20 protein-coding genes are annotated in these 25,366 nt (G+C 71.6%); 6 read left to right on the forward strand and 14 right to left on the reverse strand.

Features of this window, described 5'->3' with window-relative positions:
• Positions 1 to 187: 187 nt before the first annotated feature.
• Positions 188 to 499 carry a hypothetical protein gene (locus ASE01_RS04335; RefSeq protein ID WP_157537091.1) on the reverse strand — a complete coding sequence of 104 codons (312 nt, stop codon included), beginning with the start codon at positions 497 to 499 and terminating at the stop codon, positions 188 to 190.
• A gap of 454 nt (positions 500 to 953) precedes the next feature.
• Here ASE01_RS04335 and ASE01_RS04345 point away from each other — a divergent pair, with 454 nt between their 5' ends.
• Entirely contained in the window at positions 954 to 1,625 is a 672-nt protein-coding gene (locus ASE01_RS04345; protein ID WP_056748836.1) for a pentapeptide repeat-containing protein, read from the forward strand.
• A gap of 83 nt (positions 1,626 to 1,708) precedes the next feature.
• On the opposite strand, the gene ASE01_RS04350 is transcribed toward ASE01_RS04345, so the two are convergent.
• Positions 1,709 to 3,265, reverse strand: coding sequence for a hypothetical protein (locus ASE01_RS04350; protein ID WP_056748839.1), 1,557 nt, complete (start codon positions 3,263 to 3,265; stop codon positions 1,709 to 1,711).
• 175 nt (positions 3,266 to 3,440) lie between these two features.
• Between ASE01_RS04350 and ASE01_RS04355 the strand changes: the two genes are divergently transcribed.
• Together ASE01_RS04355 and ASE01_RS04360 are read left to right on the forward strand one after the other, a co-directional pair.
• Complete coding sequence (locus ASE01_RS04355) at positions 3,441 to 3,806, forward strand: YciI family protein (RefSeq protein ID WP_056748842.1); 366 nt, start codon at positions 3,441 to 3,443, stop codon at positions 3,804 to 3,806.
• Positions 3,807 to 3,819: 13 nt separating this feature from the next.
• Positions 3,820 to 5,040 (forward strand): RNA polymerase sigma factor, encoded by a 1,221-nt coding sequence (locus tag ASE01_RS04360; RefSeq protein ID WP_056748844.1) that lies wholly within the window; start codon positions 3,820 to 3,822, stop codon positions 5,038 to 5,040.
• On the opposite strand, the gene ASE01_RS04365 is transcribed toward ASE01_RS04360, so the two are convergent.
• From ASE01_RS04365 to ASE01_RS04390, 6 genes are all read right to left on the reverse strand, one after another.
• Positions 5,033 to 6,289 (reverse strand): sensor histidine kinase, encoded by a 1,257-nt coding sequence (locus ASE01_RS04365; protein ID WP_056748846.1) that lies wholly within the window; start codon positions 6,287 to 6,289, stop codon positions 5,033 to 5,035. The genes ASE01_RS04360 and ASE01_RS04365 overlap by 8 nt on opposite strands.
• Entirely contained in the window at positions 6,282 to 7,013 is a 732-nt protein-coding gene (locus ASE01_RS04370; protein WP_056749332.1) for a response regulator transcription factor, read from the reverse strand. Before ASE01_RS04370 ends, ASE01_RS04365 begins: the two co-directional genes overlap by 8 nt.
• A 6-nt stretch (positions 7,014 to 7,019) precedes the next feature.
• Positions 7,020 to 7,421 carry a hypothetical protein gene (locus ASE01_RS04375; protein WP_056748848.1) on the reverse strand — a complete coding sequence of 134 codons (402 nt, stop codon included), beginning with the start codon at positions 7,419 to 7,421 and terminating at the stop codon, positions 7,020 to 7,022.
• Positions 7,421 to 9,223: an Ig-like domain-containing protein gene (locus ASE01_RS24280; RefSeq protein WP_056748849.1), complete on the reverse strand. Its 1,803-nt coding sequence runs from the start codon at positions 9,221 to 9,223 to the stop codon at positions 7,421 to 7,423. The genes ASE01_RS04375 and ASE01_RS24280 overlap by 1 nt, the downstream gene beginning before the upstream one ends.
• Positions 9,224 to 9,397: 174 nt before the next feature.
• A complete protein-coding gene (locus ASE01_RS04385) occupies positions 9,398 to 9,979 on the reverse strand; it encodes a signal peptidase I (protein WP_056748851.1) in 582 nt (193 codons plus the stop codon).
• Between the two features lie 65 nt (positions 9,980 to 10,044).
• The gene (locus ASE01_RS04390) at positions 10,045 to 10,575 is read right to left on the reverse strand and encodes a TasA family protein (RefSeq protein WP_056748852.1); all 531 of its coding nucleotides are present in this window, start codon (positions 10,573 to 10,575) and stop codon (positions 10,045 to 10,047) included.
• Between the two features lie 186 nt (positions 10,576 to 10,761).
• Here ASE01_RS04390 and ASE01_RS04395 point away from each other — a divergent pair, with 186 nt between their 5' ends.
• The 3 genes from ASE01_RS04395 (at position 10,762) to ASE01_RS04405 (ending at position 15,071) form a co-directional block, all read left to right on the forward strand.
• A complete protein-coding gene (locus tag ASE01_RS04395; RefSeq protein ID WP_056748855.1) occupies positions 10,762 to 12,708 on the forward strand; it encodes a M3 family metallopeptidase in 1,947 nt (648 codons plus the stop codon).
• A gap of 155 nt (positions 12,709 to 12,863) precedes the next feature.
• A complete protein-coding gene (locus tag ASE01_RS04400; RefSeq protein WP_056748857.1) occupies positions 12,864 to 13,571 on the forward strand; it encodes a PadR family transcriptional regulator in 708 nt (235 codons plus the stop codon).
• A 150-nt stretch (positions 13,572 to 13,721) separates the two neighbouring features.
• Entirely contained in the window at positions 13,722 to 15,071 is a 1,350-nt protein-coding gene (locus ASE01_RS04405; protein ID WP_056748859.1) for a hypothetical protein, read from the forward strand.
• Between the two features lie 6 nt (positions 15,072 to 15,077).
• On the opposite strand, the gene ASE01_RS04410 is transcribed toward ASE01_RS04405, so the two are convergent.
• The 6 genes from ASE01_RS04410 to ASE01_RS24775 all read right to left on the reverse strand — a co-directional run bounded on the left by ASE01_RS04410 (position 15,078) and on the right by ASE01_RS24775 (position 25,283).
• The gene (locus tag ASE01_RS04410) at positions 15,078 to 16,148 is read right to left on the reverse strand and encodes a serine/threonine-protein kinase (protein ID WP_056748862.1); all 1,071 of its coding nucleotides are present in this window, start codon (positions 16,146 to 16,148) and stop codon (positions 15,078 to 15,080) included.
• Positions 16,149 to 16,174: 26 nt separating this feature from the next.
• Complete coding sequence (locus tag ASE01_RS04415) at positions 16,175 to 19,585, reverse strand: pyruvate carboxylase (protein WP_056748865.1); 3,411 nt, start codon at positions 19,583 to 19,585, stop codon at positions 16,175 to 16,177.
• Positions 19,586 to 19,614: 29 nt separating this feature from the next.
• Positions 19,615 to 20,883, reverse strand: coding sequence for a dihydrolipoyllysine-residue acetyltransferase (aceF, locus tag ASE01_RS04420; RefSeq protein ID WP_056748869.1), 1,269 nt, complete (start codon positions 20,881 to 20,883; stop codon positions 19,615 to 19,617).
• 11 nt (positions 20,884 to 20,894) lie between these two features.
• Positions 20,895 to 23,597, reverse strand: coding sequence for a pyruvate dehydrogenase (acetyl-transferring), homodimeric type (gene aceE, locus ASE01_RS04425; RefSeq protein ID WP_414858525.1), 2,703 nt, complete (start codon positions 23,595 to 23,597; stop codon positions 20,895 to 20,897).
• Between the two features lie 47 nt (positions 23,598 to 23,644).
• The gene (locus ASE01_RS04430; protein ID WP_056748873.1) at positions 23,645 to 24,541 is read right to left on the reverse strand and encodes a LysR family transcriptional regulator; all 897 of its coding nucleotides are present in this window, start codon (positions 24,539 to 24,541) and stop codon (positions 23,645 to 23,647) included.
• A 79-nt stretch (positions 24,542 to 24,620) separates the two neighbouring features.
• Complete coding sequence (locus tag ASE01_RS24775) at positions 24,621 to 25,283, reverse strand: lipoyl protein ligase domain-containing protein (protein ID WP_056748875.1); 663 nt, start codon at positions 25,281 to 25,283, stop codon at positions 24,621 to 24,623.
• Positions 25,284 to 25,366 lie beyond the last annotated feature (83 nt).

Here is a 25,366-nt window from a genome sequence, read left to right on the forward strand (position 1 = left end):
GGTGGGAGTGTCGACAACCCTTCCCCGGGATCATCCTCTGGCGAGATCCCCACGGGGCCCACTACCTGGTCGACAACACCGGAACCCGCAAGCTCACGACACCAACCCGTGAGCCATTCCGACCACGCCCCGACATCTACTTCACCGACGTCGAACTGATCCACGACGCCGCCTGACCCTCCTCAGTTCACGGCATGGTGCCGATGCTCGACGGCCGCGCGTCGGGATGGGCATGCCACCACCGATGGTTGAGCGACGTGCGGGCGGAGTCGTAGAGATGGTCGACGACCCAGCGTCGGGCTTCTGCCCGGACGGCGAAGTGGTGCGCGAAGCTTCGCTGGCCTCGCTCCGAGTAGAAGACCACCCAACCGTCGTCCTCCGGGAGCAGGTAGAGGGCCTCGGCCCCGTCGTAGCGGTCGTCCCGGACGGACGTCGTGGCGAAACCATGCCGCTCGACCCACCGGTCGACGTCCTCCCGTGTCACCGAGATCAGGTCCACGAATCTGACATCGTCAATCGAGACGCCGGCCGGCAGGTGATCGACGGCCCACCTGAACGTGTCCCATCCCAGGATCGCGCGGATCTGATCGTCGGGCGGCCGAGGTGCGAACTGCGGAGACATGGCTACTTCCACGCTTGGGGACACAGGTCGTCGACGACCTGATTCTGACGAGTCTGCTCGTCGACCGCAGCGGCATTGTGATTCCGCCCGGCCATGCCGACAGTCCGTCCCATGGTGCTGGTGCGTCTGAGCGGCCGCTCTTCCTCTTCGTTAGGATTTCAGTCATGTCCTCGGCCGCATCTCCCGCCCTCACCTGGCGCATGTGCATCGGCCCCGCCTCTGAGCAGGCGAAGTTTCACCAGATCGCGATCATGGGGCGCTCGGTCTTCAACTAGGCAGTGGTCAAACGCACGTTCAGACCACACACCTCGCCCGGATGACAGGAACCGCTATGCCCGAGCCACGCCACCACCGCGTCCACGCACCCAAGATCGACCCGATCCGCCACGGCCAACTCGAGGTCGGCCAACCCGATCAGCTCGTCCCCAACGCTGACCTGCACGCCGCAGTCTTCACCGATGTGGCCACCTCGACTCTCGCGATGCGTGCGGCGACCCTCGACATGTGCCGACTCGAAGGCATCTCCACACGCGAGACCGACTGGAACGCCACCCGCCTGCGCGAGACCACAGTGACTCGAATGGACTCACCCGTGATGAAGGCGGCACGGACCGAGTGGCGCGACCTGCACGTGCGTGACTCCCGACTCGGATCGGTCGAGGCCTACGAAGCCCGCTGGTCCTCGGTGCACTTCGTCGACTGCAAGCTCGGCTACATCAACCTGCGTGGAGCCGAATTGCTCGACGTCGCCTTCACCGGTTGCATCATCGAAGAGCTCGACTTCGTTCAGACCACCGCCCGTCGCGTTCGCTTCAGCGAGACCCGCCTGTCGAGGTTGACCGCCCAGCAAGGGACCTTCGAGCACGTCGACCTACGCGGCGCGGACATCGCCGAGATCGACGGCCTGGACAGTCTGCGCGGGGTCGTCATCAGCCCGCGACAGCTCCATGACCTGGCGCCCGCCCTGGCAGCAGAGCGCGGCATCGTCGTGCGCGAACGGTAGGTAGACCGCCCAACCCTGCCGCTGTCGGAGTCGAGATCCACCTGGTCGAGCGACTGGCCTGAGGATCCTCGACCATCGAGGCCCTACTGCACCGGCGGCCAGCAGTAGCGGTGCCGCGGGATCCTGTCGAACTCGGTCGAGTCCCACCCGTTGCCGCTGACGACGTCGCCGACCACCTCGGCCGTGCGCACGAGCGCCCCGAGAGCACCGCGGTCGAAGGCGCTCTGCGCGTCGAGCGGCGCGCGTACGGCGGTGCCGACCCACAGCTGGGCCTGCAGGACGTCCCGTTCGTACGCCGCCCAACGAGCCCGCCCCTCGGCGTACTCCGGTGCGTCGCGGTAGGCCACGACCACCCGACTGCCGCCGCGGAACCTCTTGCGCATCTCGCCGTCGGCGGCGGGCTCCTTCTCCGCGCTGGTGGTGGTGACGTGCGCCGTGCCGCCGAGGATGTTGCCGGGCTGGTCCTGGGTGACCTGGGCGCTGTAGCAGTCCCGGGGGCGCAGACCCACGATCGCGAGGTAGGCCTGCAGCAGCTCCTGCGGGGTGCTGGGCAGGTAGGGGAACGGCGACGGAACGACCGGTCGCCGGTCGGTGCGGGGCATCACGACCTTGCGGATCTCCAGCCAGTTCAGGACGGCGACGTGCACGTCCTCGCGCGGGGCAAGGGCGAGGGGACGGGCCGCGCGCATCCTCCCCACGGCGCCGACCGCCATGCCGGCCGGGTGGAGGACGATCACGCCCGTCACGCCGACCAGGACGTAGGGGTTCGAGCTCTCGTCGCCCCCGGAGGAGGCGTCGACGCCGACCCTGCGGGCGATGCCGAGGCTCTGTTCGGGGCCGAGGCCGGCCCGGGCGAGGTGCTCCACGCCCAGGTCCTCGTCGAGGATCGACGGCTCGCCGGCCCGGCGCGCGACCCACGTCTCGCGGGCGTCGAACTCCGCGAAGCCTGCCGGGGGAGCCGGGGCCAGCGCCGCCTGTGCTGCGTGCACGATCTCCCACTCGATGATCGACGCCTTGCGGATCCCGAGGCCGCCCGGCACGTGGTCGGGGACCCGGGCGACGCCGTACACGAGGTCGGGACGACCCGCGAGACCGGAGGTGCCGAGCCACGCAGCGAGCTCCTCGAGCGGTCGCTTGCGGTCGGTGGCGATGCGCGTGAACACGACCGGGCTGCGCCCGTCGGCGAGGTACGGCGTCCGGGACTCCTCGCGCCAGGCCCGCTCGTGGGCGGACTGCTCGGCGGGATCGGCACTGACCGGCGGTCTCGGCGGGAGCGGCGGGGGCTTGCCCTTCACGGTGCTGCGGAGTGCCTGGCGGAAGCCGTCGGCAGCCTGGCTGAGCTGGGCGCCGAGGTCGATCGTCGTCAGTTGTTCCCGGTCCGGCATGGTCCCGTAGAGGTGATCGCCCGCAGGACCGAGCAGCACCCGGCGGGCGCGCTCCCCGGCGATCGACTCCTCGACGGCGAGCGCCGCCCGCGCCATCGCCTCGTCGTAGGTTGCGCGCTGCTCGGGGGTCATGGCCGCGAGCTGTTCCTCGGTGAGCCGACCACCGTTGGCGATGGCGGCGCGGCTGTTCTCGAGTCCCTGGCGGAAATTCTCCGGACTGAACGCCTGACCGAACTGCTTCAGCTTCTTGAACACCTGACGAGAGTCCTCCCGTCGTGGCCGTCCGGGCAAGGGTTGTCGGGCGGGAGACCGAGGCTGCGGAAGAAATCGATGAAAAGTTCTGTGGCAGCCTGTCGTATCGGTGCGAACCCCTTCGTGGTGATGATGTGAGGCGGTCATCGGGACCGCCTCGGGAACTCAGGAGAAACCCATGACGCAGTACCTGCTCACCGTGCACGGCAGCGAGGAAGAGAACGCCGCGGTCCCCGAGTCGGAGTGGCCCGAGCTTTTCGCGGCCGTCGAGGCCTTCAACCAGAAGCTCCAGGCCGACGGGGTCTGGGTGTTCGCCGGCGGACTCGAGGGTGCGGAGACGGCCACCGTCGTCGACGGCCAGGGCGACGAGCCCGTCTTCACCGACGGCCCCTACCTCGAGACCAAGGAGCACATCGGCGGCTTCTGGATCCTCGACGTCCCGGACCTGGACGCCGCTCTCGCCTACGCCGCCAGCGGGTCGAAGGCATGCCGGGGCAAGGTCGAGGTCCGGCCGTTCCAGGCCGAGCCGCCGACCGACGCGTGACCGATCCCGACCGGTGACCGACCCCGACACGGGCACAGCCGTCGAGCGGATCTTCCGCGAGGAGTACGGCCGACTGATCGCTTCCCTGGTCCGCCGCTTCGGCGACATCGACGTCGCCGAGGAGGCGGCCGGGGAGGCGCTGCTGGTCGCCCTCGAGAAGTGGCCCGAGACGGGCGTGCCCCCCAACCCCGGTGGCTGGCTGACCACGACAGCCGTCCGCCGGGCCATCGACCGGCTCCGTCGCGAGAAGGTGCGCGAGGGCAAGCACGAGGCGGCTGCCATGATCCACGACGACTCACCCCACGAGCCGACCGGCGTCATCGCCGACGACCGGCTCCGCCTGGTCTTCACCTGCTGCCACCCGGCGTTGGCGCCCGAGACCCGGATCGCCCTGACCCTGCGCCTGCTCGGCGGCCTCACCGTCGCGGAGATCGCCGCCGCCTTCCTCGTCCAGGAGACGACGATGGCGCAGCGGATCACCCGCGCGAAGTCGAAGATCAAGGGCGCGAACATCCCCTACCGCGTGCCCGGCCCCGAGGACCTGCCGGCGCGGGTCGGAGCGGTGCTGGCGGTCCTGCTGCTGATCTTCAACGAGGGCTACCTGTCGGCCGCCGACGGCGAACCCGTCCGCACCGAGCTCACCGGCGAGGCGATCCGGCTGGCGCGCACCCTGCACGAGCTGATGCCCGAGGACCTCGAGGCCACCGGCCTGCTGGCGTTGCTGCTGCTGACCGAGTCGCGCCGCGCCGCCCGGGTGCGCGAGGGCGTCCTGGTGCCGCTCGACGAGCAGGACCGTGGCGGGTGGGACCGCACCCTCATCGCCGAGGGCCACGGCCTGGTGCGCCAGTGCCTGGCGGCGAACCGTCCCGGCCGCTACCAGATCCTCGCTGCGGTCAACGCCGTCCACACCGACGCCCCGACGGCGGCCGCGACCGACTGGTCCCAGGTCGTCGCGCTCTACGACCAGCTCGCCCGGATCGACTCCTCGCCGATCGTCGCGCTCAACCGCGCCGTCGCGGTGGCCGAGCTCGACGGACCCGAGGTGGCCCTGGCGATCGTCGAGCGCCTGCCGCTCGAGGGTTACCACGCCTGGCACGTCACGCGGGCCGAGCTGCTCCGCCGACTGGGGCGCTCCGCGGAGAGCCGGGAGGCGTACGACGCCGCGCTGGGCGTGTGCGACAACACCGCCGAGCGGGCCTACCTGACCCGCAGGCGCGGCGAGCTGGTCAGCTGACCGGGCGGTCCCGCGGCGGGAGCCACACCACGAAGCGGGTCGTGGGCGAGGTCGCGTCCAGCGACAGGTGCCCGCCGCACACCTCGACGAGCTCGGAGGCCAGCGCCAGGCCGATGCCCTCGGAACCCTCGGTGTGCGAGCTGACCCCGCGGTGGAAGACCTCCGGCCCGAGCTGGGGGGAGCCCTCGTCGCTCACCACGATCTCCAGGTGGGTGTCGGCGTCGCGCACCTCGATGGTGATCGTGCCCTCGCCGTGCTTGCGGGCGTTGTCGATCAGCACGTCGAGGACCTGCTCCAGCGGCCCCACCGGGACCTGGGTGCGCGATCGCCGCCCGGACCGCCGGACCTGCAGCTCGCGGGACTCCCTGGTCAGTCGCTGGGTCCAGCGCTCGGCGCTCGCGTGCACGATCGCGACGAGGTCGACCTGCTCCTCTGCGGCGATGCGGCGGCCCCGGGCCAGGGCGAGCAGCTCGTCGATGGCGGTGCTCAACCGGTCCAGCTCCCCGAGGCCGTGCTGGATCTCCTGGCTGACCTCGGCCGGCGTCTCCGGCCAGAGGGTCAGGTCCTCCAGGCTCAGTCGCAGGGCCGTGATCGGCGTGCGGAGCTGGTGGGAGGCGTTGGCGGCGAACTCGCGTTCGCGGCGGACCAGGTCGTCGAGCCGGGCGGCCGCGCCGCGCAACGAGGCGCCGATCGCCTCGGCCTCCGGGACGGCGTACGTCGGGATGTCGAGGTCGAACCGGCCGTGGCCGAGCTCGCTGGAGTGCTCGGCGAGCTCCTGGAAGGGCTGGGAGAGACGCCGCGCGAGGACCAGGCCGAAGATCGCGGAGCCCAGGCCCAGGGCGAGCCCGAGCAGCACCAGCGGTGTGATCGCGTCGCGAACGCCCTTGCTGACGGTGTCCCCGGAGAGGCTGAGCTCGACCCGCCCGCCGGGGACGTTCCTGGTGACCTCGAGGCCGCCGTCGTCGTCCATCCGGCCGCTTCCGGCCTGGACCGTCGGACCGCCGTCGGAGGGCCGGTAGACGATGTGCTCGGCGCCGCTGAGGCCGTTGACCAGCAGGTCCGAGTCGATGCTGCCGCCGCCGTCGACGCGTTCCTCGACGAGCGCAGTGATCATCGAGGCGGTGTCCTCGAGCGTGGTCGTCTCGCGTTCCCGGACGAGGTCGGCGAGGAAGTAGGCGCGCGGGATGCCGTAGAGGCCGATGACAGCGAGGGTCAGGCCCACGAAGGCGATGACCAGGCGCTCACGCATCGCCCGCTGCGCCCTCCAGGCGGAAGCCGACGCCGCGGACCGTGCCGAGCACGACGGGAGCGCCGCCGTCCTGCAGCTTCTGCCGCAGTCGGCCGACCGTCGCGTCGAGGGTCTTGGTGGAGCCGAACCAGTTCTCGTCCCAGACCTCGGACATCAGCGTCTCGCGGCTGACGACCGCGCCGTGCTGGTCGTCGAGCAGGGCGAGGACGTCGAATTCCTTGGCGGTCAGCGAGAGCTCCACGGAGTCGACCCACGCGCGGCGGGCCGCCCGGTCAACGCGGAACCCGTGGGTGGCAGCGGCCGGTGTCGGTGCAGTGTCGGACGCAGGTGCGGACGGCTCGGGCTCGCCCTCCGCCGCCGGGCGGCCGGAGCGGCGCAACAGCGCGCGGACCCGGGCCAGCAGCTCGGAGAGACTGAACGGCTTGGCGAGGTAGTCGTCGGCGCCGACGTCGAGACCGACCACCCGGTCGAGCTCGCCGGCGCGGGCGGTGAGGATCACGATGCCTCCCTCGAACCCGTTCGCGCGGAGCTGGCGGCACACGTCGAGGCCGTCCATGTCGGGCAGACCGAGGTCCAGCAGGACCAGGTCCACGCCTCCGGCGGCGACGTGCTCGAGGGCCGGCTGGCCCGCTGCGACGCGGGTGACCTCGTAGCCCTCGCGCTGGACGGCGCGCAGGAGAGGTGCAGCGATGGCGTCATCGTCCTCGACGATCAACAGGCGCACGGACACTCATCGAGCATAGGGGGAGGACTCCTTGGGGTCGGCGGAACCCTTGCGGCGAGCCCGACGGGTCTGTCGGTCGAGGTCGATCAGGACGAGGACGACGAAGGGAACCACGAGCGCGGCCACGGCCTGCGTGTCGACGGAGTGTCGGGGCTGCCCGGGAAGACCCAGCAGCAGCGCGAGTCCGATCAGGCCGAGCTGGGCGAACGCAGCGAGCACGACGACCAGCCGCGTCTCCAGGCAGTTCACCCGGGCCAGGGCGGCCGCGGCGATCAACGTGATCGGTGCCAGCACCGCCGAGGTGGACGCCGCATCGCCGTCGGCGCCCCAGGCCCACCACGCCTGCAGCAGCGCGAGGACGGCGGTGACGGCGGCGGCAGCGCGGGACGGGTGGGTGTGCCGACTCATCAGAACTCCCGGTCCGCGTTGCCGGACTCGGTGACCGGGGACGTCGAGCAGGCGGTGCCGGTCGGGCTGGTCGCGCTCGCCGAGGGTGTCCAGGTGATGGCGGTGGCCGCGCTGGCGGTGCGCTGACCGCTGCCGCTCGCCACGGTGCCGAGCACCAGGGTCACCACGGTGCGCTCGACTCCGTCGACGGTGACCGTGGTCGCGGTCATCGTGGCGTTGAGGACGAGGGTCTTGCTGGCCTTGATGTAGTTCTCGCGGAGCAGGATCGAGCCGAGCGCGATGGTGGAGCCGTTGCGCTGCACGTCGACGGTGTCGCCCTTGCTGCCGAGCCCGAGCAGGTTGCCGTCACGGAGGCGGACGCTCACCGGGAGGGCTGCTCCGGTCCAGCCGGAGGTGATGCTGGTGGTCGCCACCGGGCGGCTGTAGGTCAGCGTGATCGTGTCCCCGGCGTCTATGCGGCCGGCCGTGCCGGTGCCATTGGTCGTCTGGACGTCCACGCCGCGCAGCGGGCTGTTGTCGACACGTCGTGCGGAGACGATGGCCGAGGTCGTCGAGACGCCGCGGGAGTCGAGGAGCACGGCGCGCAGGTCGTAGCTCCCGTCGCCGACGGTGGTGGTGGCCCAGGTGCAGGAGTACGGCGCGCTGGCATCGGTGCAGAGGTCGGTCCAGGTGCTGGTGCCGGTGGGTGCGCGCTGGATGCGGACCGAGGCGATCCCGGCCGAGGAGCTGGCCTGGGCGCTGATCGTGACGGTGCCGGTGAGCCAGGCACCCGGGTCGTCCACCGAGACGGACGCGACGGTGTTGTCGACCACGCGGTTGGTGACGGCCGACGAGGTCGTGGTGTTGCCCGCGGCGTCGGTGGCGACCGCGCGGAAGGCGTAGGTCCCGTCAGCGAGAGCGGTGGTGGCGAACCGGCACGTGAACGGGTCGGTCGCGATGGTGCACAGGGTCTGGTAGGCGCCACCGGCGCGGGAGTACTGCAGGACGACCTGGTTGATGCCCGAGTCCTCGTCGGCCGCGTTGGCGCCGAAGGTCACCGTGCCCCGCAGTGGCGTGCCGGGGTCGGTCATCGTCACGGTCGGCGCGGTGTTGTCGACCAGGACGTCGGTGATCACGGCGGAGTAGACCGTGGTGAAGCCGGACGTGGCCATCGTGCGGAGGTCGTAGTAGTCGCTCGCGAAGCCGGTCGTGTTCCAGGTGCAGCTGAAGGGCGAGCTGAGGCCGGTGCAGAGCGTCTTCCACGTGGTGGTGCCGGCCGGTGCGTACTGCACGGTGACGATCCACGGGAGGAGACCGCCGTTGTGGACGGTGCTGGTCAGCGGCACCGAGCCGCGGACGATGTCGCCCGGGTCGCCCAGGACGACCAGGACGTTGTTGGCGACGGTGGTGCGCACCTCCTCGGAGGTGGTGGCGTAGCCGGCGCTGTTGGTGGCCCGCACGCGCAGGTCGTGGATGCCGTCGGTCACGGCCTTGGTGTTCCACGCGCAGGAGTACGGCGCCGTCGCGCTCGTGCAGAGCGTGGTCCAGGTCGAGGAGCCCGGGGCGAGGTACTGGAAGACGACCGAGGTGATCGCCGACTGGGCGTCGCTCGCGGTGGCGGTGAGGGTCACGGTGCCCTGCAGCGGGCTGCCGGGGTTGGTCAGCACCGCGGTGGGGGGCGTCCAGTCCGCGGCGGCGCGGACGGTGCCGGAGCTCGCGCTGGAGCTGGTGAAGGTGGCGTCGGAGAAGCCGGTCGTTCCGGCGAGGCGGGTGCCGATCAGCAGGAGGAACGCCAGGAGCAGCAGGGCCGAGGTGCGTCGCATGGTCGTTCCTTTCCTTGTCCGGTGATGGGTCCAACGCTAGGGATCCGGCCCCCACGGCCGGTCGACGAGCAGGCCACGCGCTCTCCACAAAATGGAACGCTGGCCCTCAGAGGGTTGTCGGGAACGGGCTGCGACCGCCCCGCCTGCCCCACGCAGACGAGGCGGCCGCAGGCCTCAGGAGGATCCCGCAGTCCCGATCCGCCCCCCCAGGTGCGGATCGGGACGGGATCGGAGCGCGCCTGCCAGCTGTCCGAGGCTGAGCAGCGCGATGAGTGCGGCCGGAATGCCCACGATGAGCATCCGGGTCTCGCGGTCGGCGAGCGCGATGAGCGCCCAGCCGGCGTACGGCACCGAGTAGGCGACGACCGGTTGTTCTTCCGACGTCAGCGAGAAGCGCCACGGGTCGGGGTCCGGGTTGGCGTCGCCCTGGGTGCGCAGGACCTGACGTCCGTTGTCGTCCTGGCCGATCGCGATGATGCGGTGGGTCACGAGCGTGGTCACGCCCGAGGAGGCCGGCGGCTGGTAGGTGATGACGTCACCGACCTCGAGCTCGTCGGCCGCCGTTGCCCGCTCGAACACGATCGAGCCCTTGTCGTGCGTCCCGGCCATCGAGCCGCCGGTGATGACGTAGCGCTCGTGTCCGAGCAGCGAGGGCACGACGTACGCGACGGCGAGCAGCGTCACCACGACCAGGCCGACGTTTGCGGCGTACCCCGCCAGGCGGCGGGTTCGTGCAGGACGGCGGTGGGCGGCCATGGTGCGCTCCTCGGGTCGGTCGGGTCGGTCGGGTTCAGCGGAGTGGTGCGGGGTTCAGCGACGGATCACTGGTTGTAGGTCGTGCCGGAGAGCTGGACCGAGTCCCACTTGTAGACGGCCGAGGCGGCCTTGCCCTGGTCCTCGTTGCCGGCGCCGGTGGCGAGCTTCACGGTGAACGTGTAGTTGTTCGCGACACCGGCCTGGACGACGCCGAGGTCGTTCTTGGAGCCGTCGACGAGGCCGCCGAAGGTGCCGTTGTAGACCGGGGTGCCGGTGGTGGTGTTGGTGATGGTCAGGGACAGGTTGCTGCCGCTGAAGGTGTTGGTGGAGGACGTCTCGGTCAGGCTGAACGTGGCCGGCAGGGAGCCGGTGTTCGTCAGGGTCAGGCTGCCGTTGAGGGTGTCGCCCGGCTTGAGGTTCGACAGGTCGAAGATCGCGCCGCCGTCCTTCGAGTTGAGCTGCTGCAGGGTGCCCGCGGTCACGGCGCTGATGGTGTTGTTCGACTCGGAGGTGAACGTGGCACCCGAGCCGACCGCGATGGCGCCGGCGGCGGTGAGCGTGGCGAGCGGGACGAGAACCTTCTTGGACAGCTGCATGACGGTGTTTCTCCTGTGTGATGTGGACTTCGGCGGGGTGGTTGTCCCGATGGAAGAACTCTCGCAATCCGCGGGCCACGGGGGATCGACACGACTTCCCCCACGGCTCCCCGTTCGTTCCACAGGTGGCAACGCCGGTCCACGGCTTCTCCACACGACGCCACGTCCGCTCCTAGGCTGGGGTCCATGACGCTCGCTCCCCTCGCCCTCCCGACCTCGCTCGACGCCTGGCCCGCCTGGGTCTCCGAGCGCGCCACCGCCGAGCTCGACCGTGCGCGCGAGCTGGTCGAGGGTCTGCGCTCGGCCCCGCCGGCGGACCCGCACGCCGTCCTGCAGCAGTGGGACCGCGCCGCCGGTCACCTCGGCAACGTGGCCGCCGTGGGCTCGCTGTTCGGCAACGTGCACCCCTCCGAGGCCGCGCGCGACGTGGCCGACGAGGCCGAGCAGGAGGCGTCACGAGTCGCGACGCAGTGGTCCCTGGACCGCGACCTGTACGACGTGTTCGCGGCCATCGACGACGCCGCTGTCGCTGCGGACCCCCTCGCCGCGCGCATCCTGGCCAAGGTCCGGGCGGACTTCCGGCGCTCCGGGGTCGACAAGGACGAGACGACCCGGGCCCGGATCACGACCATCCGGGAGCGGATCACCGAGCTCGACCAGGAGTTCAGTCGGGTCACCCGCGACGACGTCCGCACGATCCGGGTGACCCCCGAGCAGCTGGCCGGGATGCCCGAGGACTGGCTGGCCGCGCACCCCGCCGACGACGAGGGCCTGGTCACCGTCACCACCGACTACCCCGACTCCGTGCCGGTGCGGATGTTCGCCCGCGACCAGGACGTCCGCCGCGACATCACGATCGCCTTCCTCGAGCGCGGGTGGCCCGCGACCGAGGGCCTGCTGACCGAGCTGTTCGACCTGCGTCACGAGCTGGCCACCACCCTTGGTCACGCCGACTGGCCGTCGTACGACGCCGACGTGAAGATGATCGGCGAGGGCCCGGCGATCCCGGAGTTCATCGACCGGATCACGGCCGTGGCGACCGGACCGATGGAGCGCGACCTCGCCCAGGTGCTCGAGCGCTACCGCCGCGACCACCCGGACGCCGAGACGGTGCCGGGCTTCGACTACCAGTACTACGCCGAGCTGGTGCGCGCCGAGCAGTACGAGGTCGACGCCCAGCGGGTGCGCACCTACTTCGACTTCGGACTGGTCCGCCAGGGCCTGCTCGACGTCACCGGTCGACTCTTCGAGCTGCGCTACGACGCGGTCGAGGTCCCCGTGTGGCACGACGAGGTGACGGCGTACGACGTCGTGTCGACCGCGGCAGGGAGCGACGGCGCATCGCTCGGCCGGATCTACCTCGACCTCCACCCGCGCGAGGGGAAGTACAAGCACGCTGCGCAGTTCACCCTCGCCGACGGTGTGCGCGGCGTGCAGGTTCCCGAGGGGGTGCTGGTCTGCAACTTCTCCCGCGGGCTGATGGAGCACGACCACGTCGTGACCCTCTTCCACGAGTTCGGCCACCTGCTGCACCACGTCCTCGCCGGCCACGGCGACTGGTTCCGCTTCGCTGGTGTCGCCACCGAGTGGGACTTCGTGGAGGCGCCGAGCCAGATGCTGGAGGAGTGGGCCTGGCACGCGGACGTGCTGCGCACCTTCGCGCGCGACGCGTCGGGTGAGGCGATCCCGGCCGAGCTGGTGGCCGCGATGCGCGCGGCCGACGACTACGGCAAGGGCATCCAGACCCGGACCCAGATGTTCTACGCGGCGATGTCCTACTGGTTCCACGCCGACCGGGCCACCGAGCAGGCCCCCGACCTGACCAGCCGGATGGTCGAGCTGCAGGACAGGTACGGCGCGCTGCCCTACCTCCCGGGCACCCACATGTTCGCCAGCTTCGGCCACCTCGGCGGCTACAGCTCGGCCTACTACACCTACATGTGGTCGCTGGTGATCGCCAAGGACATGTTCAGCGCCTTCGACGACACCGACCTGTTCGCTCCAGAGGTGGCCCACCGCTACCGCGACCGGATCCTCGTGCCGGGCGGTGCGGCCGACGCCGCGGACCTGGTCGCCGACTTCCTGGGCCGCCCGTCGTCGTTCGAGGCGTACGCCGCCTGGCTGGCCCGCTGACCGGCCCTGACACCCGCGCACCACAGGGGGTTGCGGAGTGACTGTCGCCGGCGTACCATTGCGATATATCGCGACAGGGTCACGAACCATCACGCGGTAGTCACGAACACTCACCGGGCCCACGAAGCCCGGGACATCACGAAGGAGGTCCCGCCATGGGACACCACCACACGAACTTCGAGCAGTACGACCGTCCCCGTCCGTTCCGCCAGCGCGGGGGCTTCGGCCCCGGCCCGGGCGGCTGGAGCCAGTGGGGCGAGGCCGGCCGCGGCCACCGCGGCGGACCCGGCGGTCCGGGCATGCCCCCGCCGTGGGTCGCCGGTCTCTTCGGGATGGGTCGCCCTGAGGGCGGCCGCGGTCCCCGGGTGCGCCGCGGCGACGTCCGCTCCGCGATCCTCGACGTGCTGCGCAGTGCAGCCGAGCGGGACGAGACCCCCAACGGCTACCAGGTGATCCAGCAGATCACCGAGCGCAGCGGCGGCGCCTGGAAGCCGAGCCCCGGCTCGGTCTACCCGACCGTCCAGCAGCTCCAGGACGAGCAGCTCGTCGAGCTGGACGACGCCGAGGGCCGCCGTGCCCTGCGCCTCACCGCCACGGGAGCGACCTGGTGTGCCGAGCACGCCGACGAGCTCGCCGCGCTGTGGGCTCCCTTCGACCGGCACGCCGAGGCCGGCGAGGACAAGGGAGAGGCCGGCGCCGACATCAAGTCCGAGATCGGCCAGGTGATGGGAGCCGTCTGGCAGATCGTCAGCGCCGGCTCCGAGGGCCAGCGCCGGGCCGCCGTCGACGTCCTCGTCGAGGCACGCCGCAGTCTCTACGGCATCCTCGCCGACGGCCCTGCCGCCTCGGCCGACGAGGGCTGAGGCAGCCGGAGCAGGCGTGCACGAACGAAGGGAAACGTCGAGCCGCGGCGGCCACCAGAGCCAGTTCGGTCCGCGTTTCCCTTCTCCCGGGACCGAGTCAGCCAACGGCGCGAGGATTCCCCGGGCGGCCGCGTGGATAGGCTGCAGCGCGTGAGCCGTCGCCCTGCCTCCCTCGTCGGAGCCGTCGCCCTGGTCTGGCTCGTGCTGACGACCGGGGTCGCGGCGGCCGAGTCGCACGACGCGAGTGACCTCGGCGGCGCAGCCCTGCCGGGCGGGACGGGCAGCACCACCCCCGACCAGCCGACCGCGATCGGCCCCGGTCTGTGGGCGGACACGCTCGGCGGCTCCGAGGCCCGCAACCTGCACCACTTCACCTACCAGCGCCGGATCAAGGACAGCACCGTCCACATCGGCGTGGTCGGGGCACCGGCCACCGCCGACACCGACGGCATCAAGGTCGACGCGGGTGTCGTGGACGACTCCGGATCCGTCGCGACGTGCGGCACCGACTACGACTCGACCGGCTTCGCCTTCCCGCAGGCGCTGCTCGGTGCCGCGATCGCGGTGGGCCCGAGCGCAGCCGACGCCACGGACCGTCCGGTGTGCCTGCGCGCCGACACCATCCAGATCGCCGTCAGCCGCTACGTCAGCAACGTCGCTGAGCTGCCGATCGCGATCAAGGTCGTCGAGGAGGCGCCCGTCTCCGGCGCGACGTCGCTGCCCGAGCCCGAGGACGAGGTGGCCTTCGAGGTCCCGGACGCCGGCGAGGCCAAGGACCTGCCCGGCGCGACCTCGTTCCAGGACGCTCCCCAGCTCGACCCCGTCGCCGGCGGCACCACCCTGGCGACCGAGCTGGCCCAGGGCGACGAGCAGCTCTGGCGGGTCGGCGTCCAGTGGGGTCAGCAGGTCGTCGTTCGCGCCACGGCGCCGCAGGCCGACGAGGCCGAGCTCGAGGGCGTGTACGGCGGCGTCCAGCTCAAGGTGCGGCTGATCGGGCCGACCCGCGACGTGTTCGCCCTCAACACCGACGTCGAGGGCCAGAGCGCCGACGGCGCCTATGACGAGGGTGAGGCCGCCGACCTGGTCGCCGGCTCCCGGCCGGTGCTCTACCGCAACCGCTTCAACAGCGTCGTCCCGGACGTCCCCGGCGAGTTCTGGGTCGCCGTCTCCGCCTCGCCCGCGGCCGAGGACGCCGAGGGGCCGCCCATCGAGGTGCCCGTCGAGGTCACGGTGGCGGTCTCCGGACAGCCCGGCGGCGAGCCGTCGTACCCCAACGTCGTCGTCTCGCCCGACGACTCCGCCGGCCCTGAGGGCTACTCCCCCGACAAGCCCTTCCTGGTGGCCGACGGCACCTTCTCCGCCGTCGCCTCGGGCAACCCGGTCGTCGGGGACGAGGACGACGCGTGGTTGTCCGGCCGTCGGGTGGCGGGTCTCGGCGTGGGTGCGCTGAGCGTGGTCTGCCTCGCGGCCGGCGTGGTCAGGCTGCGCGCACGGCGCTGAGGTGTCTCAGCCCAGCAGCAGGAACAACGCGACCAGCAACGCGATCACGCCGGCGCCGAGCAGGACGTAGGCATCGACCGGTGCCCGGCGCGTGCCTGCGGGAGCGGGTACGTCGACGCGGGTCGGCCCGGCCGGCGGCGGAGGCGGCAGCAGGTTCGTGCCGAGCGGCGGCGTCGGCGGCGGGCTCGACGGGCCCAGGGCCGTCGGGGCGGTGGCCGGGTCGTCGGGCTGCGGCGGGTACTCGTCGTACACCGTCAGGTCGTCGGCGAGCGCCGGGTCGTCCCAGCGGGCCACGAGCGAGCGCAGTGCAGGGTGGGTGCGCAGGGCAGCGGCGCTCGGCCGGTGCGCCGGGTCGTACGCCGTCGCGGCGGCCACGATCTCCAGGATGGCGTCGTGCTCGGCGTTGCCGTTGCGCAGGGCTGCGGTGTCGACGGGGTCGGGGGCGCCCTCGCTGCTCGGCCGGCGTCCGGTGAGCATCTCCAGGAGCACGATCCCGAGGGCGTAGATGTCGGCGCTCGCGTCGGGGTCAGCGCCGCGGTACTGCTCGGCGGGCATGTAGCCGGGCGTGCCGATCACCATCGCGACGTGGGTGAGCCGCGGCTCGTCACTGGGGACCGCGATGCCGAAGTCGGTGAGCCGCAGGTGCGGGCGCATCGGACCGGTCGGCTCGAGGAGCAGGTTGCCGGGCTTGATGTCGCGGTGCACGATGCCGGCGGAGTGGACCGCCTCGAGCGCCTGCAGGGTCTGGTCGGCGAGGACGGCGATCCAGCGCGGCGGCAGGCGTCCGCCGTTGCGCTTCATCAGGCCGGAGACCGCACCACCGCGAACCAGCGGCATCGTGAACAGCACCCGGTCGTCGACCCCGGCCCACGACTGCGGCGTCACGACGTGGGTGTGGTCGATGCGCACCGACTGCTCGCGCACGAACCGCAGCAGCATGGCGGCGTCCGCCTGGCGCAGCATCTTGGCGGCCTTCACGTCCCCCGCGGTGCGGTCCAGCACGCGCCACACCGTGCCCATCCCACCGGTGGCGATGGGATCGAGCAGCTCGTAGCGTCCCGCGAAGACCTCACCCATGGGGCGAGCCTATCCGCAGGCCCGGCTCATCCCAGCTCGATGACCAGGTCACCGCCGTCGACGGGCTTGGTGCCGGTGAAGGCGAGGCGCTTGACGACACCCGCGATGGGGGCGGTGATCGAGGCCTCCATCTTCATGGCCTCGATGGTGGCGAGGACCTCGCCGGCCTCGACCCGGTCCCCGACGGCGACGACCGGGGTGACCGCGCCCTGGAAGGGGGCGGCGACCTGACCGGGCTGGGCAGGGTCGGCCTTCTCGGCGGCAGTGACCTCGGAAGCCACCGAGCGGTCGCGCACCGAGACCGGCCGCAGCTGGCCGTTGATGGTGCACATGACGGTCCGGAAGCCGCGCTCGTCGGGCTCGCCGACGGCCTCCACGCCGAGCAGCAGCGTGACGCCCTCACCGAGCACGACCTCGTGCTCCTCGCCCTGGGTCAGGCCGTAGAGGTAGTCGCGGGTGGGGACGACCGACACGTCGCCGTACGCCTGCCGGGAGTCGTCGAAGGCCTTGGTGGGGCCGGGGAACAGCAGCTCGTTGAGGGCGCGTCGGCGGTCGGTGGCGAGCGCGTCCTCCTGGGCGAAGGTGAGCGTCGGCTCGGTCGCCTTCCAGCTCCGCCCGGCGAGCGCCTTGGTGCGGAACGGCTCGGGCCAGCCGCCCGGCGGGTCGCCGAGCTCGCCGGAGAGGAAGCCGATGACCGAGTCGGGGATGTCGAACTTCGAGGGGTCCTCCTCGAAGGCCGCGGGGGTGGCGCCCGCTCCGACCAGGGCGAGGGCGAGGTCGCCGATCACCTTGGAGGACGGGGTCACCTTGGGGACGTTGCCGAGGATCCGGTTGGCGGCGGCGTACATGTCCTCGACCTGCTCGAACTTCTCGCCGAGGCCGAGCGCGATCGCCTGCTGGCGCAGGTTGGAGAGCTGACCACCGGGGATCTCATGGGTGTAGACGCGTCCGGTCGGTGCGGGCAGGCCCGACTCGAACGGGGCGTACAACCGCCGGGTCGCCTCCCAGTAGGGCTCGAGCGCGTTGACGCCGTCGAGGCTGAGGCCGGTCTCGCGCCCCGGAATGTGGTGGTGGTCGGTGGTCGCGACGAGCGCGGACAGTGCGGGCTGCGAGGTCGTGCCCGACATCGCGGCGCAGGCCGCGTCGACCGCGTCCACGCCGGCGTCGATCGCGGCCAGCAGGGTGGCGAGCTGGCCACCGGGGGTGTCGTGGGTGTGCAGGTGCACGGGCAGGTCGAACCGCTCGCGCAGCGCGGTCACGAGGGTGCGCGCGGCCGGAGCGCGGAGCAGGCCGGCCATGTCCTTGATCGCGAGCACGTGCGCGCCGGCCTCGACGATCTCCTCGGCGAGGCGGAGGTAGTAGTCGAGCGTGTAGAGCTTCTCGTCGGGCGAGGACAGGTCGCCCGTGTAGCAGAGGGCGACCTCGGCGACGGTCGTGCCGGTCTCGCGCACGGCCTGGATCGCAGGCCGCATCTGGTCGACGTCGTTGAGCGCGTCGAAGATCCGGAACACGTCGATGCCGGTCTCGGCGGCCTCCTGCACGAACGCCTGCGTCACCGCCGTCGGGTACGGCGTGTAGCCGACGGTGTTGCGTCCGCGCAGCAGCATCTGCAGCGCGATGTTCGGGACCGAGGCGCGCAGGGCGGCGAGCCGCTCCCAGGGGTCCTCGGCGAGGAAGCGCAGCCCGACGTCGTACGTCGCACCGCCCCAGCACTCCAGCGACCAGAGCTGTGGGGTGAGCCGGGCGACGTGGTCGCTGACCCGCAGCAGGTCGATGGTCCGCACCCGCGTCGCGAGCAGTGACTGGTGGGCGTCGCGGAAGGTGGTGTCGGTGACCGCCACGCCCGTGCGGGCGCGCAGCTCGGCGGCGAAGGCCTCCGGGCCGACGGCGAGGAGCTGCTGGCGCGAGCCGTCCGGCACCGCGACGCTCACGTCGAGCTCCGGCAGCTTCGAGGCCGGGTCGACCCAGTCGTCGCCGGAGGCCCGCGCCGGACCGTGCGGCTGGTTGACCGTCACGTCCGCGAGGAAGTTCAGCAGCTTGCTGCCGCGGTCGCCGGAGGACCGGGTGGCCAGCAGCCAGGGGTGGGTCTCGATGAAGGAGGTCGTGACCCGACCGGCCTCGAAGTCGGGGTCGCGCAGCACGGCCTCGAGGAAGGCGATGTTGGTGGAGACACCGCTGATCTTGAACTCCGCCAGCGCGCGTTGGGCCTTCTCGACGGCCTTGTCGAAGGTCCGGCCGCGACAGGTGAGCTTGGCCAGCATCGAGTCGAAGTGGGCCGAGACCTCGGCGCCGGTGTAGGTCGTGCCGCCGTCGAGGCGGACACCCGGACCGCCGGGCGAGCGGTACGTCGTGATCTTGCCGGTGTCCGGACGGAACCCGTTGGCGGGGTCCTCGGTGGTGATCCGGCACTGCAGCGCGGCGCCGCGCAGCCGCACGGTGTCCTGGGCCAGGCCGAGGTCGGCGAGCGTCTCGCCGGCCGCGATCCGCAGTTGGGACTGGACCAGGTCGACGTCGGTGACCTCCTCGGTCACCGTGTGCTCGACCTGGATGCGGGGGTTCATCTCGATGAAGACGTAGTTGCCCTCACGGTCCAGCAGGAACTCCACCGTGCCCGCGCAGGTGTAGCCGATCTCCTTCGCGAAGCGCACCGCGTCGGCGCACATCCGGTCCCGGAGCGCGGGGTCGAGGTTGGGGGCGGGCGCGATCTCGACGACCTTCTGGTGGCGTCGCTGCACCGAGCAGTCACGCTCGAAGAGGTGGATGACCTCGCCGGTGCTGTCCGCGAGGATCTGCACCTCGATGTGGCGCGGGTCCACGACCGCCTGCTCGATGAAGACGGTCGGGTCGCCGAAGGCACCCTCCGCCTCGCGCATGCAGGTCTCGATCGCCTCGCGCAGCTGCGCCCCGTCGGTGCCGGGGTCGTCGACGCGGCGCATGCCGCGGCCGCCGCCACCGGCGACGGCCTTGACGAACAGCGGAGCCGGGATGGCCTTCGCCGCCTCGACCAGGGCCTCGACGTCGGTGGACGGGTCGACGCTGCGCAGGGTGGGTACGCCGGCCGCCTTGGCCGCAGCGATCGCGCGGGCCTTGTTGCCGGTCAGCTCCAGGACCGAGGCGCCCGGACCGACGAACGTGATGCCGGCCGCCGTACACGCCTCGGCGAGCGCGGGGTTCTCGGACAGGAAGCCGTAGCCGGGGTAGATCGCATCGGCGCCGCAGGCCAGCGCTGCGGCGACGATCGCGTCGGGGTCGAGGTAGGCCCGGACCGGGTGGCCGCGCTCGCCGATCTCGTAGGCCTCGTCGGCGCGGAGCCGGTGCTCGCTCCACCGGTCCTCGTGCGGGAAGACGGCCACCGTGCGGGCGCCGATCTCGTGGGCCGCGCGGAAGGCGCGGACAGCGATCTCGCCACGATTGGCGACAAGGACCTTCTCGAACATCGGAACTCCTGTGTCTCCCGGCGCCTGCGTCACAAGGACAGGCGGCGTACGTCAGCGGTGAGGTGGGCCAGGTGTGCGGTGAAGCGAGCGGCGAGGGCGCCGTCGATCACCCGGTGGTCGTAGGACAGGCAGAGCGGCAGCATCAGCCGCGGGACGAACGCCTCCCCGTCCCAGACCGGCGCTGTCTTCGAGCGTACGACGCCGAGGATGGCGACCTCGGGTGCATTGACGATCGGGGTGAAGTGCGTGCCCCCGATTCCGCCGAGGCTGCTGATGGTGAAGGTGGCTCCCTGCATGTCGCCGGCCGTGAGCTTGCCGTCGCGTGCCTTGGCCGAGAGGTCGGCCAGGTCGCGGCTGAGCTCGAGGATGCCCTTGCGGTCGACGTCGTGCACGACCGGGACGACCAGGCCGTCGGGGGTGTCGACGGCGACGCCGATGTTGACGTAGTCCTTGAGCACGAGGTTCTCGCCGGCCAGCGAGCTGTTCACCTCGGGGTGCTGGCGCAGAGCGGCCGCCGACGCCTTGAGCAGGAAGCTGAGCAGGGTGATCCGGTAGCCCTCGCCCTTCGCGGTCGCGTCGAGCTCACGACGGTAGGTGTCGAGGTCGGTGATGTCGGCCTCGTCGCTGTGGGTCACGTGCGGGACGTTGAGCCAGGACCGGTGCAGGTGCGGGCCGGAGATGCGCCTGATGCGGGTGAGCGGCACCGTGCGGACGGGTCCGAACTTCGCGAAGTCCACCTCCGGGATCGGCGGGATGCCCGCGCCGCCCGCGCCGCCCGTGCCGCCTGCGGCACCTGACGGGGCGATCGCGCCGTCGTAGTGGGTGAGCAGGTCCTGCTTGGTGATGCGTCCCTTCGGCCCGGTGCCGGCGACGCCGCTCAGGTCCACGTCGAGGTCGCGGGCCAGGCGTCGGACCAGCGGGGTGGCGCGCAGGCCCTCGGCCGGGGCGGGTTCCGCTGACGCAGCTGGCTCGGCCGGCTCGGCGGGTGCCGCCGGAGCGGGTGCGGCCTCGGCAGGAGCGGCGGCGACCGGCGCGGCCGGCTCGGGGGCGGTCTCCGCGGCCACCTCGGCGATCGCGATCACGCTGCCCTGGCCGACCCGGTCGCCGATCGCGACCGACAGCGACACGATGGTGCCGTCGACGGGGGAGGGGATCTCCATCGTCGCCTTGTCGGTCTCCAGGGTGATGAGCGGGTCCTCGGCGCGGACCACGGTGCCGGGGGTGACCAGCAGTTCGATGACGGGTACGTCGGCGAAGTCGCCGATGTCGGGGACGCGGATCTCCACGGTGCTCTCCATCGTTGCTGTCCTCACGCGTGGGCCGGGTCGGCCCGGTCGGGGTCGATGCCGTACTTCTCGATGGCCTGGGCGACGACGTCGGCAGGGACGGTCCCCTCGGCGGCGAGGCTGCTCAGGGCGGCGACGGCGATGTGGTGCCGGTCCACCTCGAAGTGGCGGCGGAGGTTGCGGCGGTAGTCCGAGCGGCCGTAGCCGTCGGTGCCGAGCGCGGTGTAGCTGCCGGGCACGAACGGGCGGATCTGGTCGGCGTACGACTTCATGTAGTCGGTGGCCGCGATCGTCGGGATGGTGCTGCCCGGACGGTCGGCGAGGCTCGCGGCGACGTACGACGTGCGCTGCTCCTCGAGCGGGTGGAGCATGTTCCAGCGCTCGGTCGCGAGGCCGTCGCGGCGCAGCTCGGTGAAGCTGGGTGCGCTCCACACGTCGGCCTTGATCTTGAAGTCCGTCGCGAGCAGTTCGGCGGCCGCGATCACCTCGCGCAGGATCGTCCCGGACCCGACCAGGTTGACCTTCGCGTTGCCACGGCCCTTGCCGGGCTGCAGCAGGTAGAGGCCCTTGAGGATGCCCTCGGTGACGCCCTCGGGCATCGGCGGGTGCTCGTAGTTCTCGTTCATCAGCGTCAGGTAGTAGAAGACGTCCTCCTGCTCGGCGTACATCCGGCGCAGGCCGTCGGCGACGATGACCGCCAGCTCGTAGGCGTAGGTCGGGTCGTAGGCGACGCAGTTGGGGATCATCGCGGCCTGCAGGTGGCTGTGGCCGTCCTCGTGCTGCAGGCCCTCGCCGTTGAGCGTGGTCCGGCCGGCGGTGCCGCCGAGCAGGAAGCCGCGGGCGCGCATGTCGCCGGCGGCCCACGCGAGGTCGCCGATGCGCTGGAACCCGAACATCGAGTAGTAGATGTAGAAGGGGATCATCGGGGTGTCGTTGCTGGAGTACGACGTCGCCGCGGCGATCCACGAGGACATGGCGCCGGCCTCGTTGATGCCCTCCTGGAGGATCTGCCCGCTGGCGTCCTCCTTGTAGAACATCAGCTGGTCGGCGTCCTCGGGCGTGTAGAGCTGGCCCGACTGCGAGAAGATCCCGACCTGGCGGAACAGGCCCTCCATCCCGAAGGTGCGGGCCTCGTCAGGGACGATCGGGACGACGCGCTGGCCGATCTCCTTGTCCCGGAGCAGCTTGGTGAGGATCTGGACGAAGGCCATGGTGGTCGAGATCTCCCGACCGTTGGAGCCGGCGGTCTGGCCGAAGGACTCGACCCCGGGCACGGCGAGTGCGCTCGACGTACGACGACGGGCGGGCAGGTAGCCGCCGAGCTCCTTGCGTCGGGCGTGGAGGTAGGTGTGCTCCGCCGATCCCTCCGCGAACGAGAGGTAGGGCAGGTCCGCGAGCTGCTCGTCGGCGACCGGGATCGAGAACCGGTCGCGGAAGGCGCGCAGCGCGGGGTCGGCGACCTTCTTGGCCTGGTGGCTGATGTTCTGCGCCTCGCCGGCAGCGCCGAGGCCGTAGCCCTTGACGGTCTTGGCGAGCACGACGGTCGGGGATCCGGTGTGGGCGTTGGCCGCGGCGTAGGCGGCGTAGACCTTCTGCGGGTCGTGGCCCCCTCGGGTGAGCCGCCAGATCTCGTCGTCGCTCCAGTTGGCGACCATGGCCTTCAGCTCGGGATCGGTGCCGAAGAAGTGCTCGCGGACGTAGGCGCCGTCCTTGGACTTGAAGGTCTGGTACTGGCCGTCGACGCACTCCATCATCCGGCGCTTGAGCGCACCGGAGGTGTCCTGGGCGAGGAGCTGGTCCCAGCCCGAGCCCCAGACCAGCTTGACGACGTTCCAGCCCGCGCCGCGGAAGACGCCCTCGAGCTCCTGGATGATCTTGCCGTTGCCGCGCACCGGTCCGTCGAGCCGCTGCAGGTTGCAGTTGACGACGAAGACGAGGTTGTCGAGCTTCTCCCGCGCCGCCATCGAGATCGCGCCGAGCGACTCGGGCTCGTCGGTCTCGCCGTCACCGAGGAAGGCCCACACCTTGCGGCCGGCCGTGCTGGCGAGGCCGCGGGCGTGGAGGTACTTCAGGAAGCGCGCCTGGTAGATCGCCATCAGCGGACCCAGGCCCATCGAGACGGTCGGGAACTGCCAGAAGTCGGGCATCAGCCACGGGTGCGGGTACGACGACAGGCCCGCGCCGCCGGTCTCCTGGCGGAAGTTGTCGAGCTGGGCCTCGGTGAGCCGGCCCTCGACGAAGGCGCGGGCGTAGATGCCCGGCGAGAGGTGGCCCTGGACGTAGACGAGGTCGCCGCCGTGCTCCTTGCCCGGCTCCTCGGACGCCGCGTGCCAGAAGTGCTGGAAGCCGACGTCGTACAGGGTCGCGGCGGACTGGAAGCTGGACAGGTGACCGCCGAGCTCGGTGGAGTCCTTGTTGGCGCGCAGCACCATCGCCAGTGCGTTCCAGCGGATCACCGACCGGATGCGGTGCTCGATCTCGCGGTCACCCGGGTGCTGGGGCTCGTCGGCCGGAGCGACGGTGTTGACGTACGGCGTGGTCGCGACGTGGGGCACGCGCGAGCCGAGTCGCTGCGCCTCCTCGAGGACCTCGTCGAGCAGGAACTTCGTGCGCTCCTCGCCCTCGAACTCCAGGACGGCTGCGAGGGCCTCGCGCCACTCCTGCGTCTCGGCAGGGTCGATGTCGGGCATCCGTTTCCTCCGGTCGTTCGTGATGGGCATCACCATCGTCAACGACGAAACCGAATGCGTCCAATGCCTAGATACGGGCCAATTCATGCGTCCGTGACATGGATCTTCCGGCTGGTGCGCAGCGCGTGCTCACGGAAGTGCTCCGAGGCGGGGGGAAGGCGGCGGTCCTTGATCCAGGCCAGCCCGATCTCGCGGGAGGCCCGGACGTCGGTGACCTTGAGCGATGGCGCGATGGGGGCGGCGCTGCCGCGTGGCTCGGGGAGCAGCGCGACGCCGAGACCGGCCGAGACCAGGCCGCGCAGGGTCTCGACCTCCTCGCCCTCGAACCCGATCCGTGGCGCGAAGCCCACCTGCGCGCAGAGCTCCTCGGTGACCACGCGCAGGCTGAAGCCCGGCTTGAGCACGATGAACTGCTCGTCGGCCACATCGGCGAGCCGGGCCGTGCGGCGCGTGGCCAGCCGGTGGTCCGGGGGGACGACGAGGCGCAGCGGCTCCAGGAAGAGTCGTCGGCTCTCCACTGCCGCCAGGCGGGGACGGTCGCCGGTGACGGCGAGGTCGACGACGCCTCCCATCAGGTCCTCGACCAGGCCGGCGTCGCCGTGCTGGCGCAGGTCGAAGCGCACGTGGGGTCGTTCGGCGCGGAAGTCCCGGATCAGCTCGGGCACCAGCCAGGTCCCGAGCGTGTGGAGGAAGGCGAGGGGCACGAAGCCCCCGTCGGGGGTCGTCGAGTCCTGGACGGACCGGATGCCGCGCTCGTAGGCCTCGAGGGTGTCGTGGGCGTGCCGGACGAGCTCGCGACCCGCGGGCGTCAGCACGAGTCCGCGGCCGACCCGCTGGAAGAGCGGCGTCCCGACCTCGCGCTCGAGGCGTGCCAGGGCCCGGGAGACCGCGGGCTGGGTCCGGTGCGTGCGTTCGGCGGTCTCGGTGACGGTGAGCCCGCCGGCGACCTCGATGAATGCGCGAATGGTCTCCAGGTCCATCCGCCCATGCTGTCAGTGCATGAGTCGCCTCGCCAGTGGCGTCGGCAGTCGGGTCAGGCAGTCGGGTCAGGCAGTCGGGTCAGGACGCCGTCAGCTCGGCGATCACGGCGCTCCGCAGCTCCTCCAGCCGGGGACCGACCCCGGTCGCCCGTCCGGCCAGGTCCGCCGCGGCCTCCTGCCGGTCGTCGGCGGAGAGGTCCAGCAGGTCGAGCAGGTCGTCGGGTGCCCACCGCTCGTAGGCGATGCACTGGAAGCGGGCACCGGCCCGCGTCCGGCGCTGGGAGATGCCGACGACCTTGCGGTCGCCCACCAGCACCTCGCCGGGGCCGAGCGCCGCGAAGCACACCAGACGTCCCCACGGGGTCTGCTCGAGGCCGCCGCGGTACAGCCGCGTGTCCAGGTCGATGCTGGCCAGGGCGCGTTGCCACGCCTCGCCGAGCCAGTACGTCGCCTCGCGCACGTCGTCGCTCCAGCGCTCGTCGTGCCGGGGCAGGACGACGTCCAGCCACACGCAGTGGGCCGGGTCGACGTACACGGCTCCGCCTCCGCTCCTGCGGCGGGCGACCTCGATCCCCGCCCGTTCGGCGGCGGCCAGGTCGGCGACCTCCTCCTGCTGGGCGCTCCCGAGGACGAGTCCGCGGTGGGACGGCTGGAAGGACCAGGTCTCGGCCTCGGCGAGGTCGTCGGGCAGGGGGCGTGCGTGGAAGTCGGCGATCGCCCCGGTCAGCTGCAGCAGGCGCACTCGCGGATTCTCTCCCACCTGTGGGGAGAACGACCGCGCCCGGGCGGATCCTCGCGGATCCACCCGGGCGTCGGGGCTGAGCG

The sequence above is a fragment of the Nocardioides sp. Root190 genome (assembly GCF_001428565.1).
Taxonomy (GTDB): Bacteria; Actinomycetota; Actinomycetes; order Propionibacteriales; family Nocardioidaceae; genus Nocardioides.